The organism is Streptomyces sp. NPDC050508 (assembly GCF_040655155.1).
Taxonomy (GTDB): Bacteria; Actinomycetota; Actinomycetes; order Streptomycetales; family Streptomycetaceae; genus Streptomyces.
This window is the reverse complement of sequence record NZ_JBFAJJ010000004.1, coordinates 41,700-58,503: the sequence shown is the minus strand read 5'-3', so window position 1 is coordinate 58,503 and position 16,804 is coordinate 41,700. Positions and strand designations below refer to the sequence as shown.

At 71.1% G+C, this 16,804-nt stretch carries 17 protein-coding genes; 5 read left to right on the top strand and 12 right to left on the bottom strand.

Features of this window, described 5'->3' with window-relative positions; translation table 11 throughout:
- Positions 1–15: 15 nt before the first annotated feature.
- The gene (locus tag AB0I69_RS12730) at positions 16–699 is read right to left on the bottom strand and encodes a histidine phosphatase family protein (protein ID WP_363095630.1); all 684 of its coding nucleotides are present in this window, start codon (positions 697–699) and stop codon (positions 16–18) included.
- 77 nt (positions 700–776) lie between these two features.
- Between AB0I69_RS12730 and AB0I69_RS12725 the strand changes: the two genes are divergently transcribed.
- The 3 genes from AB0I69_RS12725 to AB0I69_RS12715 all read left to right on the top strand — a co-directional run bounded on the left by AB0I69_RS12725 (position 777) and on the right by AB0I69_RS12715 (position 3,613).
- Entirely contained in the window at positions 777–2,294 is a 1,518-nt protein-coding gene (locus tag AB0I69_RS12725) for a phosphatase PAP2 family protein (protein ID WP_363095629.1), read from the top strand.
- A gap of 78 nt (positions 2,295–2,372) precedes the next feature.
- Positions 2,373–3,194, top strand: coding sequence for a class I SAM-dependent methyltransferase (locus AB0I69_RS12720; protein ID WP_363095628.1), 822 nt, complete (start codon positions 2,373–2,375; stop codon positions 3,192–3,194).
- A gap of 71 nt (positions 3,195–3,265) precedes the next feature.
- Positions 3,266–3,613 carry a VOC family protein gene (locus tag AB0I69_RS12715; RefSeq protein WP_363095627.1) on the top strand — a complete coding sequence of 116 codons (348 nt, stop codon included), beginning with the start codon at positions 3,266–3,268 and terminating at the stop codon, positions 3,611–3,613.
- A gap of 27 nt (positions 3,614–3,640) precedes the next feature.
- Here the strand turns inward: AB0I69_RS12715 and AB0I69_RS12710 are convergent, their stop codons facing one another.
- Positions 3,641–5,602: a DUF5107 domain-containing protein gene (locus tag AB0I69_RS12710; RefSeq protein WP_363095626.1), complete on the bottom strand. Its 1,962-nt coding sequence runs from the start codon at positions 5,600–5,602 to the stop codon at positions 3,641–3,643.
- Positions 5,603–5,760: 158 nt separating this feature from the next.
- Here AB0I69_RS12710 and AB0I69_RS12705 point away from each other — a divergent pair, with 158 nt between their 5' ends.
- Positions 5,761–6,108, top strand: coding sequence for a DUF6204 family protein (locus AB0I69_RS12705; protein WP_363095625.1), 348 nt, complete (start codon positions 5,761–5,763; stop codon positions 6,106–6,108).
- Here AB0I69_RS12705 and AB0I69_RS12700 read toward each other — a convergent pair.
- The 8 genes from AB0I69_RS12700 to AB0I69_RS12665 form a co-directional block, all read right to left on the bottom strand.
- The gene (locus AB0I69_RS12700) at positions 6,080–6,631 is read right to left on the bottom strand and encodes a GNAT family protein (protein ID WP_363095624.1); all 552 of its coding nucleotides are present in this window, start codon (positions 6,629–6,631) and stop codon (positions 6,080–6,082) included. The genes AB0I69_RS12705 and AB0I69_RS12700 overlap by 29 nt on opposite strands.
- Before the next feature lie 19 nt (positions 6,632–6,650).
- Positions 6,651–6,893: a LapA family protein gene (locus AB0I69_RS12695; RefSeq protein ID WP_266864038.1), complete on the bottom strand. Its 243-nt coding sequence runs from the start codon at positions 6,891–6,893 to the stop codon at positions 6,651–6,653.
- Between the two features lie 43 nt (positions 6,894–6,936).
- Positions 6,937–8,712: a CocE/NonD family hydrolase gene (locus AB0I69_RS12690; protein WP_363096129.1), complete on the bottom strand. Its 1,776-nt coding sequence runs from the start codon at positions 8,710–8,712 to the stop codon at positions 6,937–6,939.
- Between the two features lie 172 nt (positions 8,713–8,884).
- A complete protein-coding gene (locus AB0I69_RS12685) occupies positions 8,885–9,817 on the bottom strand; it encodes an LD-carboxypeptidase (RefSeq protein ID WP_363095623.1) in 933 nt (310 codons plus the stop codon).
- Positions 9,814–11,766: a prolyl oligopeptidase family serine peptidase gene (locus AB0I69_RS12680; protein WP_363095622.1), complete on the bottom strand. Its 1,953-nt coding sequence runs from the start codon at positions 11,764–11,766 to the stop codon at positions 9,814–9,816. The genes AB0I69_RS12685 and AB0I69_RS12680 overlap by 4 nt, the downstream gene beginning before the upstream one ends.
- Positions 11,767–11,781: 15 nt before the next feature.
- Positions 11,782–13,092 (bottom strand): M20/M25/M40 family metallo-hydrolase, encoded by a 1,311-nt coding sequence (locus AB0I69_RS12675; protein ID WP_363095621.1) that lies wholly within the window; start codon positions 13,090–13,092, stop codon positions 11,782–11,784.
- Positions 13,085–13,918, bottom strand: coding sequence for a M55 family metallopeptidase (locus AB0I69_RS12670; protein WP_363095620.1), 834 nt, complete (start codon positions 13,916–13,918; stop codon positions 13,085–13,087). Before AB0I69_RS12670 ends, AB0I69_RS12675 begins: the two co-directional genes overlap by 8 nt.
- Positions 13,919–14,012: 94 nt before the next feature.
- On the bottom strand, positions 14,013–14,216 hold the full coding sequence (locus AB0I69_RS12665) for a hypothetical protein (protein ID WP_363095619.1): 204 nt from the start codon (positions 14,214–14,216) through the stop codon (positions 14,013–14,015).
- A gap of 197 nt (positions 14,217–14,413) precedes the next feature.
- Here AB0I69_RS12665 and AB0I69_RS12660 point away from each other — a divergent pair, with 197 nt between their 5' ends.
- Complete coding sequence (locus AB0I69_RS12660) at positions 14,414–15,220, top strand: thioesterase family protein (RefSeq protein WP_363095618.1); 807 nt, start codon at positions 14,414–14,416, stop codon at positions 15,218–15,220.
- Here AB0I69_RS12660 and AB0I69_RS12655 read toward each other — a convergent pair.
- Together AB0I69_RS12655 and AB0I69_RS12650 are read right to left on the bottom strand one after the other, a co-directional pair.
- Positions 15,192–15,923 carry a TetR/AcrR family transcriptional regulator gene (locus AB0I69_RS12655; RefSeq protein WP_363095617.1) on the bottom strand — a complete coding sequence of 244 codons (732 nt, stop codon included), beginning with the start codon at positions 15,921–15,923 and terminating at the stop codon, positions 15,192–15,194. The two genes, AB0I69_RS12660 and AB0I69_RS12655, sit on opposite strands and share 29 nt — an antisense overlap.
- 153 nt (positions 15,924–16,076) lie before the next feature.
- Complete coding sequence (locus AB0I69_RS12650; protein ID WP_363095616.1) at positions 16,077–16,802, bottom strand: class I SAM-dependent methyltransferase; 726 nt, start codon at positions 16,800–16,802, stop codon at positions 16,077–16,079.
- Positions 16,803–16,804: the final 2 nt, after the last annotated feature.

Sequence of the window (16,804 nt, the reverse complement as noted above, 5' to 3'; positions counted from 1 at the left end):
CGGCCGGGCAAACCCTTATTGTGCCCGCTCGGGCTTCTGGTCCTCGTCGAGCGGCTGTCCGGTCGGGCCCGCGTCCGTGTCCGGTCCGGGCGTCTCCACCGACGCGCCCGCCCAGGACAGCACCTTCCAGCCGTCGGCCGGTGAGCCGTCCAGGACGACGATGCCGGTGTTGTCGAGGGGGCGGGCGGCGGCGAAGGACACGTCGACGTTGTCGGCGCGGGCGGCCGTCCACATCCGGATCGCGGCGCCGTGGCTGACCATGGCGACGGTACGGGCGCCGCTGTCCGCGGCCTCCGCGATCACGCCGTCGTAGCGGGCGAGGGCCTCGGTTCCGCTCTCGCCGCCCGGCATCCGCAGCTCCGTGTCACCGGCGGCCCACGCGAACACGATCCGCATGTACTCGTGGCCGGGCTCGGTGTCGCCGGGCAGCATCTCCAGGTCACCGGCGGTCAGCTCCCGGATGCCGTCCCGAACGCGCACGTCGAGGCCGCGGGCGGCGGCCAGCGGGGCCGCGGTCTGCTGGGTGCGGACGAGGGTGGAGGCGTACAGGGCCTCGATGTCCTCGTCGGCGAGCGCCTCGGGCAGGGCGGCGGCCTGGCGGCGGCCCAGGTCGGTCAGCTCCGCGCCGGGGACGGCCGTGTCGAGGAGAAAGTCCACGTTGGCCGTCGTCTGGCCGTGGCGGATGAGGAGCAGGCGCATGCGGGGATCCTCCGATGGAACGGTCCGCCGACGGTCCGCCGGGCAGCAAACGGCCATTTCAGGGTACCCGGCACCGCATGAGCCCTGACGTCGACCTCACAGTCCCCCTCCCCGGCCGCCACGCCCTGCGGGAATGGCTGCTCACCCTCGACTCGCGCCTCTTCGAGGTGGCCGCCGAGCGGCACTGGCCCGCCGGCGCGCCCGTGCTGCCGAGGCTGAGCCGGAGTGCCAATCACGGCGTGCTGTGGTTCGCGACGGCCGCCGCGGTGGCCGCGAGCCGTACTCCGCGGGCCCGCCGGGCCGCCGCTCGGGGCATCGCCTCGCTGACCCTGGCCTCCGTGGCCATCAACACGATCGGCAAGCGGAGCGTGCGCCGCCCCCGGCCCGTCCTGGACCCCGTCCCGCTGGGGCGGCAGCTGAAACGGCAGCCGATCACCACCTCGTTCCCGTCCGGTCACGCGGCGTCGGCGGCGGCCTTCGCGACCGGCGTGGCCCTGGAGTCCCCGGGCTGGGGCGCGGTCGTGGCCCCGATCGCGTTCTCGGTCGCCATGTCCCGCGTCTACACCGGTGTCCATTTCCCGAGCGACGTGCTGGCGGGCGCCGCCCTGGGCGCGTGCGCGGCGTTCGCGGTGCGCGGCATGGTGCCGACGCGCGGGCAGATCGTGCCACCGGCCCGCACCCGCGCCGAGGTTCCGGCGCTGGAGGACGGTGAGGGCCTGGTGATGGTGGTCAACGCGGCGTCGGGTACCGCGGACCGGGCGGACGCGCTCACGGACTTCCTGCCGGGCGCGGAGGTCGTCGCCTGTGAACCGGCGGACATACAGGCCGAGTTGGAGAAGGCGGCGGTCCGCGCCCGGGTCCTCGGGGTGTGCGGCGGCGACGGCACGGTGAACGCGGCGGCCGAGGTCGCCCTGCGCCACGGCCTGCCCCTCGCGGTCCTCCCGGGCGGCACCCTCAACCACTTCGCCTACGACCTGTGCGTGGAGGGTCCCCGCGATCTGAGCCGCGCGATCACCCAAGGCGACGCGGTACGTGTGGACGTCGGCCGGTTCACGTCCGGCGCCACCCGGGGCATCTTCCTCAACACCCTGAGTCTGGGCGTCTATCCGGAGCTGGTGTGCGAGCGGGAGCGCTGGGCGCCCCGGATCGGTGGCTGGCCCGCGGGTGTGCTCGCGGCGCTGCGGGTGCTGCGCACGGACCGGCACCCGCTGGAGGCCGAACTCGGGGGCCGTACCCGCCCGTTGTGGCTGCTGTTCGCCGGCAACGGCACCTACCACCGGAGGGGGATCGCGTCGGGCCGCCGGGTCGACCTGGCGGACGGGCGGCTCGACATCCGGGTCGTGCACGGCGGTCACAGGCCCGCACTGCGGCTGCTCGCGGCGGCCCTCGCCGGCCCGTTCTCCCGTTCCCCCGTCCACGCCTCGGTCCAGGTGCACCGACTGCGCCTGACCGGCCTCAACCCCGGCACGCTCCTCGCGTACGACGGCGAAGTCACCGATGTGGGAGGCGAGTTGACGTTGGAGGAGCTGCCCGAGGCGCTGACTGTGTACCGCCCGCTGACGGAGTCCCTGATCACCCGTCAGTCCACATCGTAAAACGCAGGTCTCATCATGCGACATGCGCGCGTACCTTGATGCGTACGACGAAGAAGACGCGAAGGGGTAGGTAGAGCCATGCCGAAGCCGCAGGAGACCGCCGTCTACACGCACGGGCACCACGAGTCCGTACTGCGTTCGCACACACAGCGAACAGCCGCCAACTCCGCGGCCTACCTGCTCGGTTCGCTCAAGCCCCACATGAAGATCCTGGACATCGGCTGCGGCCCGGGCACCATCACCGCCGACCTGGCGGCGCTGGTCCCGGACGGTCACGTCACCGGTGTCGACCGCGAGCCGGGGATCCTGGACCAGGCAAGGGCCACCGCCGCCCAACGCGGCCTGGAGAACGTCGACTTCGCGGTCGCCGACGTCCACGCGCTGGACTACCCGGACAACACGTTCTGCGTGGTCCACGCCCATCAGGTGCTCCAGCACGTGGGCGACCCGGTGCAGGCGCTGCGGGAGATGGTGCGGGTGACCAAGCCGACCGGGTTCATCGCCGTCCGCGACGCTGACTACGCGGTGATGACCTGGTATCCGCTGGTGCCGGGGCTGGACGACTGGCTGGACCTGTACCGGCGGGTGGCCCGCGCCAACGGCGGCGAGCCGGATGCCGGACGCCGTCTCAAATCATGGGCACTGCAGGCCGGGCTGGCGGACGTCACGGCCACATCGAGCACCTGGACGTTCCACACTCCGGACGAGCGGGCCTGGTGGAGCGGCCTGTGGGCGGACCGTACCGTCGCGTCCTCGTACGCGGGGGTCGCCACCGAGGGGGGCCATGCGACCCCCGAGGAGCTGGGCGCCGTGGCGGAGGCGTGGCGGGAGTGGGGGAAGCAGGAGGACGGCTGGTTCGCCGTGCTGCACGGGGAGATCCTCGCTCGTAAGCCCGCCTGATCCGCCTGATCGGCACCGGGATCGTCCGAAAGGATCAGCATTGCCCCGTCTCCCCAACTAGGCTCGTCCGTATGGAGATTCTGGGAGCCACGCTGCGTATCTGCGTCGACGACCTGGAGACCGCCGTCCCCTTCTACGAACGCCTCACGGGCGCCTCGGCGCTCCGTTTCGAGCGCGGCGGGGTGTCGGTGGCCGCGGTCGGCTTCTTCCTGCTGATGAGCGGGCCCGAGGCGGAGTTGGAGGTGTTGCGCAAGGTCGCGGCGACGATCGCCGTCAAGGACGTCGACGAAGCGCACACGCTCCTCACCGAACTCGGTGCCCGGATCGTCGCGGGCCCGCTGGCGACACCGGTGGGCCGCAATCTGATTGCGGTGCATCCGGACGGGACGGTGTACGAGTACGTGGACCGGCGGGGCTGATCGACGACCGCCGGTCCACGGTTCGTCTCAGGGCGTTTCCGGCCGCATCCGGAAGTCGTAGCGCGTCGGCAGTGGCTCGTCGGTGAGGCGGGACCAGAGCCGGCCGATCGACTCGGCGCCCTCGCGCAGGTCGGCGACCTCGAAGCCGTCGCCGAAGACGGCCCACGCGTCGTCGCGGCGCCCTTCCGCGAGCAGCAACTCGGCCTGGAGCAGCAGGAATCGGCCGCGTTCGCGGGTGGCGGGGTGCAGCATCTCCCACACGGCGCGGGCGTCCGCCGTACGCCGCACCCGCAGCAGCGCCTCGACGGCCTCGCGGCCGAGCGCGGCCGTGGCGGCGGTCCACCGCTCCCCCGCGTCGCGCCGCTCGTGACACAGGTCGGCGAATGCCTCGTTGTACCGGTCCGCGGCCCGCTCGTGGTTGCCCGCCTCCTGATCCGCCACGGCCAGACAGCGCAGCAACGGCCAGAGGGACGGGGCGAGTTCGATGGCCCGCTCCCAACTGCGGACCGCCTGCGCCCGATCGCCGGCGTGCCACTGCGCGACGCCGAGGTGGTACTCGGTGAGCGGGGTCGCGGGCGCGGTCTCCAGCATGTCCCGCCAGTGCGAGGCGACCAGCGTCTCGCCGGGCGGCCGGACCCGGCGCGGCTCGGGCAGGACACCGCTGCGCAGGAGTTCCGCCCAGGGCTCCTGGGCCTCGCCGAGCAGGGACTCCTCGAAGGGCGTGCCGGGCAACTTCCAGTCCGTGCGCAGGACTTCGAGGGCGCCCCAGCCGGAGCCGGTGGCGAGGATCTCGCCGGGTTCGGTGTCGGCGCACGGTTTCCAGGCGGCGTAGGCGGCATCGAAGTCGGCGCGGGGCAGGGCGGTTTCGAGCCGTGCCTCGGCACCGTCCACGACGGTGGACCACTCCCCCTCCGCCTCCGCGTCGAGTGGCCCGTACGCCTCCAGCCAGGACACCTCGCTCTCCGGTTCCAGCCGTACGTGCTCCAACTGGGTGCGGGCCAGGCCCGCTTGGATCTCGCAGTAGCCACCGGTCCCCGGCTCGGTGAGCCACTCCTGCCAGCGCCGGCCGCCACTGCCGGTGCCCCACACGAACAGCTTGCGGCCCCGCAGCACGTCGGTGGACGTCTGCACCAGCCCGTGCCCGTCCGCGTCGAGCGCGGCGATCCAGCGGCGCCGACCGTCCGGCAGTTCGTAGAAGTAGTCGGCGGCGTAAGGGCTGTTGAGGGGATAGGACCGGTCCACTCCGTCGTACGACGGCACGGGCACCCGGTGCAGCCGTCGCTCGTACCCGAAGTGCCAGGCCTCCTCCGCCGGGGCGAGGACCCGGCGTTCCTCCGGTACGGCGATGTTGGACCACCAGTAGGTGGGCGCGGGTCGCTCGTGCGGGTTGCGGACGCGGACGCCGACGTAGAGGAAGTCGGAGCCGTCCGGGAGCCAGAGGTCGACCTGGAAGGGGAGGTCGCGGAGGCGCTCCCACTCCCACAGGCGGAGCATCTCGCCGCCGTCGGGGGCGGGGACGCGGGCGGCGTGCAGGGGTGCGCAGGAGAGGGTGGTGTGGCCGGTGGCGCCGATGTTCCACTCGATGCCGCCGGAGAACCAGGCGCCGTTGAGGGCGAAGTTGGCGGGCTGCAACACCGGGTTGCGGTACAGGAGTTCACGGTCGGTGGGCTTGTGGACGAGGGAGCTGATCCGGCCGCCGAGGGCGGGGAGCACGGTGACGCGCAGCCGGTCGTTCTCGATCACGAGGGCGTCGATCTCGCGGGGTGTGCGGTCTCTGTCGTAGCCGTCCCGGACGCGGGTCGGCAGCAGGCTGCGGAGGGGTTCGTAGCCGACCTGGCGGGCCATGTCGCGCGGCAGGTCCTCGCGGTCCCGGTCGTCGATACGGTGTGTCTCGTCGAGCGGACGCAGTGGGGGCAGCGGGTTGTCCGGACCCAACTCGGCGGTGGGCAGGGTCAGTACCTCACGTCGGATCGTCGTCACGATCACCATGGAACCCGGCAACGGGTGCGGTGGCCAGGGGCGCTGCCAGTCAGGATTCCGCAAAGACGGGGGTCCCGCGCGGAGGCGGCGGAAAATCCGCGTGCGGTCGCCGCCCGCCGACGTAGAGTCGGGCGTTCGACGGCACGGACCGAGGAGTGGAACGGCGGATGAGCGAGCAGCACACGTACCGGGTGATCGTCCGGGGCACCTGGGACGCGCTGACGGACGAGGCGCGGGAGCGGCTGCTGGGCGAGGCCGCGGAGCACGGGATGCCGAGCATGCGGTTCACCGAGGAGGGCTCGCTCAGTTACGAACCCTCGCCGCTCAAGCACTTCTCGTGGCGGTATGTGGTGCTGTCGGACGCGGCGGACGGCGAGGAGATGGCGGCGGCGCTCGCGGAGGACCGCGCCGAGACCGCGCTGAAGGGCCTCGGCTACGGCTTCCGTGACCTGAAGTCGACGGTCACGGACCTCGACACGATGAAGGTCAACCGGAAGTCCGCATCTCGGCGGTGATCGCCCAGCGCTCGTGGTCCCGCCAGGCGCCGTCGATGTAGATCATGTTCGGCGAGAAGCCTTCGAGGCGGAACCCGCAGCTGCGGGCGAGGCCGATCGACCCGGCGTTGCCGGGCTGCGCGTTGATCTCCAGGCGGTGCAGCCGCATCGGCCCGAAGGCGTGCCCCACCACGAGGTTCATCCCCTCACGCATCAGCCCGCGCCCGGCCGCGTGCGCGAAGGCGCCGTATCCCAGCGCACCGCACTGGAACCCGCCCTGGACGATGTTGTTGATGTTGATGAAGCCCGCGATGCCCCCGCCGTCCAGCTCGCACACGAGGAACCCGGCCTTGGCCGGATCCTGGATCAGCCGCCCCGCGTAGGCGGTGTACGCGTCCCCGCTGGCCGGCGGGAACAGCCACGGCTGGTGCAGGTCCTTGCTCTCCCGGGCACGCGCGGTGAACTCGGCACCGTCCTCGTAGGTGAAGTGACGTATCCCCACGCGGGGGCCCTCGGCGAGATAACGAGATGCGGTATGCGGCATCCCGACACCCTAATCCGGGCTAGCGGCGGCGTCGCATGAAATACCACCCGCACAGGGCGCCGATGATCGCCGTGCCCAGCAGGGCCATCCACAGAGGCATGGTGACCTCGGGGATCAGCAGGCGGATCTTGGTGGCGCGGGTGTTCTCGAAGATGAAGATCAGGGCCAGGACGGCGAGCAGCAGAACCGTGATCCGGGCGGGCGTCAGCACACGTTCCCGCTGGCCGGTCCTACCGCCGCTCTCGGTGGTCTTCGGGCTCATGCCTCCAGAGTGAGCCCGAATCCGCCATCACGCACGGTGAGACTCAGTCCGCGACGACCGGCAGCTCCAGCACGCCCGTGTCCTGCGGCGAGCTGACCACCGTCACCGGCTTGATCCCACGGTTCCCGGTGTACGCGTCGTCACTCGCCGCGATCACGAACTGCAGCCGGTGCCCCTTCGCGTACCGGTGCACGATCCCCGGCAGGGTCACCGTGAAGCTCTTCGTGACGTCCGGTACGCGGACAGGAGCGACCAACCTGTGGACGAGGGTCTTGGTGCCGTCGGGGGCGAGGTCGTAGAGCTTGGCGAAGAGGACCAGGTTGTCGGCGGCGTCGCCCGAGTTCTGGACACGCCGCGCCTTCGGGGAGACGACCTTCAGCGTGGCCTTCGGGGCGCCCACGACGTCCGTGGTGCGGGTCAGGGGTTCGCTGGTCCAGCCCAGATACGTGCCCGCCGTGTCGTACGGCGCCGGGTCCGGCAGGCCGATCGTCCCGCTCAGCGAGCTCTCCGAATGGCTCGTGGGGACAAGCCAGTTGGTGTAGCCACGGCTGCCGCGTGCCACCTTCGCCCGGTTGTCCACGAGCTTGCCGCCGCCGGAGAGGTACAACTTCTCGTCGAGCGCGGGGAGTTGGTTCGCCGTGGCGTAGGTGTGGGCCGGGTCCGTGATCCAGTCGCGGTAGTAGGCGAAGGCCGGTCCCGTGTCCACGTTCTTCCGCCGGTGCAGGTAGCGGTCGAACCAGGCCAGGATGCGTCGGCCGACGTAGCTCGACTCCAAGTCACCCTGGCTCAGGTCGAGTTCACCGGCGGCCGGGTCGGTCATCCCGCCGCTGTGACCCCATGACTGCCAGATCATCTTGGCGGTCGTCCCCTGCGCCTTCAGCGTCTTGTACGTCGCTGTCGCCTCGTTGAGGTTGAAGAGGCTGTCGGCCTGCCCCTGGACGAGCAGCGTCGGCGCCTTCACCCGGTTCAGATACGACACCGGTGAGACGCTGTGCGCGTACGCGAGCAGGTTCGCCGTCGCCCTGGCCGGATAGCTCCCGGAGTTCAGTGTGCGGATTATGGCGCAGGCCTTGCTGACGAAGTGCAGGCAGGTGACGGAGTTGATCCGGCTCGGGTCGAGGCTCGGTACGGTCAGGGGCTGGGTCTCGCCGATGAGGTAGAAGCCGTTGGTCCACTGCCACTTGAAGGCGCCGGGGACGCTGTTGCTGCCGCTCGCGTTGTTCGGGTCGAGCGAGTACGCCAGGTCGTTCCAGGTGATCAGCGGGACGAGTGCGTCCACCCGGTGGTCCACGGCCGCCGTCGCCAGCTGGATCGCGCCCCCGTACGAGCCGCCGATCATCCCGACCCGTGGGTCGCCCTTCGCGTCGAGCGTCACGAAGTCGACCCTGGTCCCGTCGTCGGCGGCCCGTGTGCCCGCCAGGAAGTCGATCAGCCCCGATGCTGCCGTCCCGTCGATGTCCGGGTCGTCGAGCGAGACGAGACACCCCGACCTGCCGAAACCGAGCCCTGAGTAGACGAGTCCGACGTAGCCGCGTTGCGCGAATGCCTTGCCGATGGCGTCCGTCGAACCGTCCGACTTGCTGCCCCCGAAACCGTTGGTGGCCAGCACGGCGGGCGCCGGGTGGGCGCGGTCCACGCCCGCGGGCCGGTACAGGTCGGCGTCGACCGTGCAGTCACGGCCACCCGCCCGGACGGTGAACTTCAGTACGGTGACGGTGAATTGGTCCGCAGCGGCGGCCGGGCCGCCGAGCACGAGAGGGGCGGTGAGGGTGAGCGGGGCGGTGAGAGTGAGAGCCAGCGCGGCGCGGAATCCAGGCACACGACGGGACACAGGGACCTCCACACTGAGGACAACCCGACTGAGGGGACGGTGACTTACCGACTGGTAAGTACCGGTCCACGCCCATGGTGTGACACGTGTCAGGCCGGGTCAATCACCGTGAAGGGTGTTTCTTGACAGCGATTCAACAAGCGATCCGGCACAACGGCGGCTACCGCAGCGCGGGCTCGTCCAGCGTCAACGTGCCCGCGTCCGCGTCCAGTTCGGCCCTCACGCCGAGCGGTATCGTCAACGCCCCGTCGCAGTGCCCGAACCCGAACTCCTCCACCACGGGCACACCGAGCCCGCCGAGCCGGTCGACGAGCACCGGGCGCAGTGTCTCGTAGGGTCCACAGCGGGCCCACGAGCCGAGGGCGATGCCCGCGACGCCGTCCAGCCAGCCGCTGCGCAGGAGTTGGGTCAGCATCCGGTCGATGCGGTAGGCCTGTTCGCCTACGTCCTCGATCAGCAGCAGCCCGCCTCGCGCACCGGTCGGCGCGTGCGGGGTGCCGAGGTCGGAGGTGAGCAGGCTCAGACAGCCGCCGAGGGTGACGCCCCGGGCCCGCCCCGGCACCAGCGCGCCGCCCCCGTTCGGGACGGCCCGGATGCTCTGCACCGACTCCGGGTCGAAGAGGGTCGCCCTCAACTGCTCCTGTGCGCGGGCGTTCTTGATGAAGTCGGCGCCCGCGGCGGCGGGCCCGTGCAGGGTGACGAGTCCCAGCCGTGCGGCGAATGCCTGGTGCAGCACGGTGGGGTCGCTGAAGCCGACGAACACCTTCGGCCCGGCGGCCCGCATCGCCTCCCAGTCGAGCAGGTCGACCATGCGCTGCACGCCGTAGCCACCGCGGGCGCACAGCACGACGGCCACGGACGGGTCGCACCAGGCGTTCTGCAGATCGGCGGCGCGGTCGGCGTCCGTGCCCGCGAGGTAGCCCAACTCGCCGTGCCGGTCCCGTACATGGGGTGTCACGACCGGGTCGAGGTCCCAGCCGCGCAGGATGTCGAGGCCGGCCTCCAGCCGTTCCTCGGCCACCGGCCCGCTGGGCGCGACGACGGCCACACGGGCGCCGGGGGCGAGTCGGTACGGCCGTACGAGTGCGGTCACTTGGTGAGCTCCAGGGTGGGGATGCCGGGCGGGGCGAGGCCGAAGACCTGCGCGTACAGGGAGAGTTCCGACTCCAGGACCCGGGTCATGGTGTCGGCGCGGCGGAAGCCGTGGCCCTCGCCCTCGAACGCGAGGTAGGCGTGCGGCACTTGGCGTCCACGCATCCGTTCCAGGAAGCGTTCGCACTGGACGGGCGGGCAGATCACGTCGGCCAGACCCTGCATCAGCAGAAAGGGCACGGTGACGCGGTCGGCGTGCTCGACGGGTGAGCGCTCGGCGTACCGGGCGGGCACCTCGGCGAGGGGTCCGACGAGGGTCTCCAGGTACTGGGACTCGAAGTCGTGGGTCTCTCCCGAACCCCAGTTGGCCAAGTCGAGGACGGGATAGATGATCGTGCCGCAGGCGTAGACGTCGGTCGTCACGAGGGACGCGGCGCTGGTCCAGCCGCCCGCGCTGCCGCCCCGGACGGCGAGCCGGGCGCGGTCGGCGGTGCCCTCGTCGGCGAGGGCCAGCGCAACGGCGGCACAGTCCTCGACGTCGACGACGCCCCACTGCTCGCGCAGCCGGTTGCGGTACTCGCGGCCGTGCCCGGTGGAGCCGCCGTAGTTGACCTCGGCGACGCCGATGCCGCGTGAGGTGAAGTAGGCGATCTCCAGGTCGAGGACGAGCGGCGCCCGGCTGGTGGGGCCGCCGTGCGCCCAGATGACGTACGGCGGGAGTTCGTCGCCGGGCGCGGCCCAACTCGGGTTGTGGGGAGGGTAGATGTGGGCGTGGATCTCGCGTCCGGCGGGGCCGGTGAAGGTGCGGATCTGCGGTTCGGGGTAGTGGGCGGGGTCCACGGGGTCGTCGTGGGCGGCGCCGATCACCCGGGCCCGGCCGGTGCGGGTGTCGAGTTCGACGACCTCGTAGGCGCTGCGTGGGCTGGCACCGACGCCGACGATCCGCTCGCCGTTCACCGCGAGGGTGGACGCGAACTCGGTCCAGGGTCCGGCCGCGTCGACGACCTCGCCGGTCTCCGGGTCCAGTACGCCGAGCAAGGTGGCACCCCGGCCGTGCACGACGGCGATCAGCCCGCTCTCCAGCGGCGCGAACCAGCGCTGGCCCAGCTTCCACAGCGGCCCGCCGAACTCCTCCTCGCGCGGACACAGCGGTCGGTGGTCGCGGTAGAGGTTCCACCAGCCGGTGCGGTCGCTCGCGTACAGCAGCGAGCCGTCGAAGCCCCAGTCGACCTGCGCGATCGACTCCTCGGGACCGCCGGCGACGATCCGCGGCTCCCCGAACGTGCCGTCCTCCGCGACCTCGGCGAGCACCAACTCCGTGCCGTCCCACGGCATCCGCGGATGATCCCAGGCCAGCCAGGCCGCCTGCCGCCCGTCGGGCGAGACGCGCGGCCCGGACACGAACCGGTGCCGGTCGTCGGCGAGTTCGCGTACAGCGCCCCGGTCCTCGGCGGCGGATCCGTCCAGCGGTACGGCGGCCAGCACGCGCCGCACGTCACCGGGGGCGTCGCCGGTGAACTCCTCCAGGACGCACCACACTTCACCCAGGTCCAGGCGCAACTGCGGTTCCGCCCAGCGGAGTCCGCCACCCACCGAGGACACGGGGGTGAGCGGGCTCGGTTCGCTTCCGGAGTTGTGGCGATACAGGCGCTGGTCGGTGAAGTTCACGAAGACCACGAGGGGTTGACCGTCTTGGACCGTTCCAGCCCAGGGCTGTCCGCCGTACTCCATGACCCGGCTGCGGACGTTCCACGGCGCGGGCAGCACCGACTCCTCGGAGCCGTCCGGCCGGCGCCGTACCAGGGTGCGGCGGCCACCCTCGGTCGGTCGGGGTTCGGTCCACCAGGTCTCGTCGCCGACGAAACCGACCCACTCGGGATGTCCGTCGTGCGCGGCGGCGAGGGCCGCGTCGATGGGCGAGGGCCACGAGCCGTACGCCAACGTCCGCATGTTCTCCCCCACTTGCTAGGCGTTCCGCAGGAAACGGTCGAGAACGTGGACGCCGAAATGGAGTGCCTCGACAGGGACCCGCTCGTCGACTCCGTGGAACAGCGCCTGGTAGTCGAAGCCCTCGGGGAGCTTCAGCGGTGCGAAGCCGTAGCCGGTGATGCCGAGGCGCGAGAACTGTTTGGCGTCCGTGCCGCCGGACATGCAGTACGGCACGACATGCCCCTCGGGTGCGAACTCCTCGACGGCGGCCCGCATCTGGGCGTAGGTCAGCGAGTCGACCGGTGCCTGGAGTGCCACCTCTCGGTGGTGGAACTCCCAGTCGACGTCCGGTCCGGTGAGCCGGTCCAGGGTGGTGCGGAACTCGTCCTCGCCGCCCGGGAGATAGCGTCCGTCGACGTATGCCACGGCCTCGCCCGGGATCACGTTGACCTTGTAACCGGCGTTCAGCATGGTCGGGTTGGCGCTGTTGCGGACGGTGGCCTCGACGAGCTTCGCCGCCGGGCCGAGCTTGGTGAGGAGGCCGTCCACATCGTCGAGGTCGGGGTCGATGCCGTACAGGGCGGCGAGTTCGGTGAGGGCCGCGCGGACGGTCGGGGTGAGCCGTAGCGGCCATTCGTGTTCGCCGATGCGTGTGATCGCGGCGGCGAGACGCGTGACCGCGTTCTCGTGGTTGACCTTGGAGCCGTGGCCCGCCCGGCCACGTGCGGTCAACTTGAGCCAGCCGGTGCCTCGTTCACCGGCGGCGATGGGGTAGATCTCCCGGCCGCTGCCGTCGTGAAAGGTGAACGCCCCTGATTCGCTGATGCCTTCGGTGCAGCCCTCGAAGAGCCCGGCGTGCTCGTCGGCGAGGAATCCGGAGCCGTCCTCGGCGCTCGCCTCCTCATCGGCGGTGAACGCGATCACGAGGTCGCGCCGGGGCCGTACGCCCTGCCTGGCCCAGGCCCGCACGACGGCGAGGATCATCGCGTCCATGTTCTTCATGTCGACCGCGCCGCGCCCCCAGACGACGCCGTCGCGGATCTCCCCGGAGAACGGGTGCACGCTCCAGTCCTCGGCCTGCGCCGGTACGACGTCCAGGTGACCATGGACTAGCAGGGCGTCCGCCGAGGGGTCGGTGCCCTCGATGCGGGCGACGACGTTGGTGCGGCCCTTGGAGCGTTCCAAGAGGGTGGGTTCGAGCCCCGCACCGGCCAGTTGCCCGGCCGCGTACTCGGCCGCGGGTCTCTCCTGGCAGTCGCCGCCGCCCCGGTTGGTCGTGTCGATGCGGATGAGGTCGGAGGTGAACGTCACGACCTCGTCCAGGGCCCGCTCGTCGATGTCAGCCATACTGCTCCTCCACCGCGGCCGAGACGATCGTGGTGACCGCCTTGAAGGTACGGATCCCCTCGTACATGGTGTCGCTGGTGTACGCGACCTTCCGCTCGCCGACCCGCCCGACACCGGGCACCACGGTGGCGGCCATCGCGAGGTGTTCGGCGTCGAATTCGAGGGCCACGGTGAACGGGCCGCCCCGCACCGGTTCCTGACGGACCGCCAGCTTCCCCGCCTCCTTCGCCGCCTCGCGGATGTCGGCGGCCGTCCTGGCCGGCGTACGGCACACGGCCGCGTACCGCGACACATGGTCCTTGACGGCCACCTTCAGCGCTTCGGGCGCGTACCCGAGGGCGTCCTCGCAGGCCACGTCGTCACCCGTGACAAGGACAACCGGTACCCCGTACTCGGCGACGACATGCGCGTTGAGCAGCCCCTCGCTCGCGCGGACGTCGTTCAGCCACACGCCAGTGATCGAGTTCGCGAGGTAGGTGTGGGCGAGGACGCCCTCCATGCCGGCGCCCGCGTGGTAGCCGACGAACGCGATGCCGTCGACGTCGCCGTGTTGCACACCCTCCACCATGGAGAGGGACTTGTGGCGTCCGGTGAGCATCTGGGTCCGCTCGTCGAGCCGCTCCAGCAGCAGGTTGCGCATCGTCCAGTGGGCCTCGTTGACGAGCACCTCGTCGGCGCCGCCGTCGTAGAAACCGAGGGCGGCGGCGTTCACGTCCGAGGTGAACATCGAGCGGCACCGCTCCCACTGCGGTGTCCCCGGCAGCACGTCGGCCGGCCAGGTGACGCCGGTCGCACCCTCCATGTCGGCGCTGATGAGGATCTTCATGCTGCATCACGTTACGCGTCGACGGGGAATCCACCGGGAAGGAGGGGGCCCTTCCGTCGTGGGCGTCGCCGTCACCCCATGGGGCGACCCCGGATCAGGGGCGTCCGCCGAGATCGCGGTTCCGCACCCGCCAGGCACGCACCAGCAGGAAGAGTCCGATCAGTGCGACCACGACGCCCAGCGCCGCGTACTGGCCATGACCGGACATGGCGGAGCCGCTCATCGCGCCGACGCCCTGCGCGATCCAGACCGCGCCGAGCACGACCAGAATGATCCCGCCGATACCACGGACCAACATATTCACTCCATGTCTCTGCACCGGTGCGTTCATCACTCAGCTTCGTCCCCTTCGGTGCGCCCGGGGCGGTCGAAATCCTTACGGAACACGAACGTCGTGGCTGCTGCGACTCCCGCGCCGAATACTGACTGTCGGTGTAGACACCATCGATACCCTTGAAGAGCCGACCCCGCGAACCGCCCGAGGAGAAACGTCCGTTGAACACCGCAGCCCCGGCCCCCGACAGCTACTACGAGCGCATCGACGAGCTCCGCTACAAGCCGACGGCCCACGCGGGCGGTGCCTGGGACCCGGCCGAACTGCACTTCAGCCCGCTCGGCGGGCTCGTCGTCCACGCCATCGAGCGGCAGCGGGCGGGGCGGCCGGACGACGGTCTCGTGCTGGCCCGGATCAGCTACGACATCCTGGGCCGGCTCGCGCTCGACGAGTGCGAGATCCGGGTGGAGACCGTCCGCCCCGGCCGCACGATCGAACTGGTCGAGGCCGTGGTGCTGGTCGCCGGCCGGCCGGTGGTCCGGGCCCGTGCCTGGTTCCTCGCCACCGTCGACACCGCCGCGGTCGCCGGCGGCCCTGACGACCGGCTCACCCCTCCCGAGCAGCTCGCCCCCTGGGAGATGAGCGTGTTGTGGCCCGGCGGATTCATCGCCTCCGTGGACATCCGGCCGCTCGCGCCACCCCGGCCGGGCCGCACGACGGCCTGGGTCTCCACCCGCCACGCCCTCGTCGCCGGTGAGCCGTGCAGCCCGCTCGCGTCCTATCTCGCGCTCGTCGACACCGCGAACGGCATCGCCGTACGACAGCCGCCCACCGCCTGGATCTACCCGAACGTCGACCTGACCGTCCACCTGCACCGACAGCCCGAGGGCGACTGGACGGGGCTGGACACGACGGTCACCTTCGGGCCCACCGGGCAGGGCCTCACCAGCACCGTGCTGCACGACGTCAACGGCCCGGTGGGACACGCCCTGCAGATACTCACCGTGCGGCCCGCACCGGACCAGTGACCGCGGCGTCTCCAGGACCCCACAACGCCTCCGGATCGAGGGGCAGTTCGGGCCGGGCCCGCTTGAACTCGGCGGCCAGCGCCTCGACGTCCGGGAGTTCGGCGACGGACGCGGCGAAACCGCGGAACAGGGTCGAGCAGTACTCGCCGGACAGGAACGTGGCGTCCCAACTGCCGTCCGGCCGCACCCACTGGTAGGTGTGGTTGTGCAGGTTGAGGAACTGCAGGGTGGCCAGGTCCGGTTCGACCGCACGGAAGGTCCCCTCTTCGACGGCCTCCGTGAGCAGGCCGCCGATGAGCTGCTCGAAGTCGACGCGCTGCCGGAGCACCGTCGCCAGTTCCTTGCCGCTGAGGCTGCGGTAGTCGTGCTCGTAGACCCAGATGTGGTCGAGTCTGCGGAAGATGATCGTCAGCAGCGACTCGGACAGCAGGCGCAGGCGCAGCAGCGGCACCTCGTCGAGTGCCGCGATCTCCTTGGCGCGGGCCAGCAGCGGCCCGAGCACCCGCGACTGGATCTCGATGAGCAGGTTCTCCTTGGAGCCGATGTAGTAGTACAGGGCGCCCTTGGCGAGCCCGACCGCGCGGCCCAGGTCGTTGATGGAGGTGGCCGCGTAGCCCTGTTGCGCGAACAGGGACGCCGCGGTGTCGATGATCTTCTGGCGTCTGACTTCGAAGCCCGGCCCATGACCCGACGGTCGTGCCATGTCTTCTCTCCCCTGGCTGTGACGACGGGCGCGCTGTCCCGGGGACGCCGCTCTGGTCTGCTGGACCAGACCGTACATTGGGGCGAGGGCCGTATTACCGCGGCGGTCATGCACCGTCGGTCATCTGATGGCGGCCCCCGCCTTCCCGCCGTCTCAAGCCGTGCGGCCCACGATCAGCCACTTCGAGGGCAGTTCGATGCGAGCGCCGTCGGCCGTGAACTCGGTGGTGATCAACGGCAGTTCACCGCTCGCGATGACGGTGAGGCCGGCCGCGCGGAGGAGTTCCGGCACCTCGTCGTCGGCCACCTCGCCGGGGACGATGCCGTGCCGGAGGATCGGGGCGAGTTTCGGCGGCGGGCCGTCCGGGTCCTGGGCCAGTTCGCCCAGGATCGGGCGGGCGGCCTCGGAGAGTTCGACGAGGAAGGCATGTCCGCGCTCCCCCAGCAGCGCGGCGATCCCGTCCACCGTCGACTGCCGGTCGTCGGGCTCGACCTGGTGCAGTACGCCCCTCATGTAGACGTTGGCGTCGCCGAGTTCGGCGTGCAGTGACTCGACCTCGGTCTTGTCGGCGGCGTCCAGCAGCCGGTAGGTCGCCTGCCCCGCCGGGTCGGCGTGCCGGGCGTGGTCGAGGGCCGCGGCGGACAGGTCGGCGCCCACGACATGGGTGAACCGGTCGGCGAGGAAGCGGGTCTGGGTGCCGTTGCCGCAGCCGAGGTCCACCATCTGCAGGCCGGGGTCACGCAACTTCGGCTCGAACAGGGCGAGATGGAGTCCGACCGTCTGGGCCGGCGCCGCATCCCAGAAGACGGCTCCTTGCTCGTCGGGCGCCTCGCGCCAGAAACCTTCCCAGGCCTCCCGGTACCGACTGGTCACGCTCATGC

Bases quoted from the DNA above. Each gene is read 5' to 3' on its own strand.
- AB0I69_RS12655 (WP_363095617.1), bottom strand. From the start codon at position 15,923: ATGGCACGACCGTCGGGTCATGGGCCGGGCTTCGAAGTCAGACGCCAG.
- AB0I69_RS12725 (WP_363095629.1), top strand. From the start codon at position 777: ATGAGCCCTGACGTCGACCTCACAGTCCCCCTCCCCGGCCGCCACGCC.
- AB0I69_RS12710 (WP_363095626.1), bottom strand. From the start codon at position 5,602: ATGGTGATCGTGACGACGATCCGACGTGAGGTACTGACCCTGCCCACC.
- AB0I69_RS12700 (WP_363095624.1), bottom strand. From the start codon at position 6,631: ATGCCGCATACCGCATCTCGTTATCTCGCCGAGGGCCCCCGCGTGGGG.
- AB0I69_RS12675 (WP_363095621.1), bottom strand. From the start codon at position 13,092: ATGGCTGACATCGACGAGCGGGCCCTGGACGAGGTCGTGACGTTCACC.
- AB0I69_RS12715 (WP_363095627.1), top strand. From the start codon at position 3,266: ATGGAGATTCTGGGAGCCACGCTGCGTATCTGCGTCGACGACCTGGAG.
- AB0I69_RS12705 (WP_363095625.1), top strand. From the start codon at position 5,761: ATGAGCGAGCAGCACACGTACCGGGTGATCGTCCGGGGCACCTGGGAC.
- AB0I69_RS12680 (WP_363095622.1), bottom strand. From the start codon at position 11,766: ATGCGGACGTTGGCGTACGGCTCGTGGCCCTCGCCCATCGACGCGGCC.
- AB0I69_RS12650 (WP_363095616.1), bottom strand. From the start codon at position 16,802: ATGAGCGTGACCAGTCGGTACCGGGAGGCCTGGGAAGGTTTCTGGCGC.
- AB0I69_RS12730 (WP_363095630.1), bottom strand. From the start codon at position 699: ATGCGCCTGCTCCTCATCCGCCACGGCCAGACGACGGCCAACGTGGAC.
- AB0I69_RS12720 (WP_363095628.1), top strand. From the start codon at position 2,373: ATGCCGAAGCCGCAGGAGACCGCCGTCTACACGCACGGGCACCACGAG.
- AB0I69_RS12695 (WP_266864038.1), bottom strand. From the start codon at position 6,893: ATGAGCCCGAAGACCACCGAGAGCGGCGGTAGGACCGGCCAGCGGGAA.
- AB0I69_RS12665 (WP_363095619.1), bottom strand. From the start codon at position 14,216: ATGTTGGTCCGTGGTATCGGCGGGATCATTCTGGTCGTGCTCGGCGCG.
- AB0I69_RS12670 (WP_363095620.1), bottom strand. From the start codon at position 13,918: ATGAAGATCCTCATCAGCGCCGACATGGAGGGTGCGACCGGCGTCACC.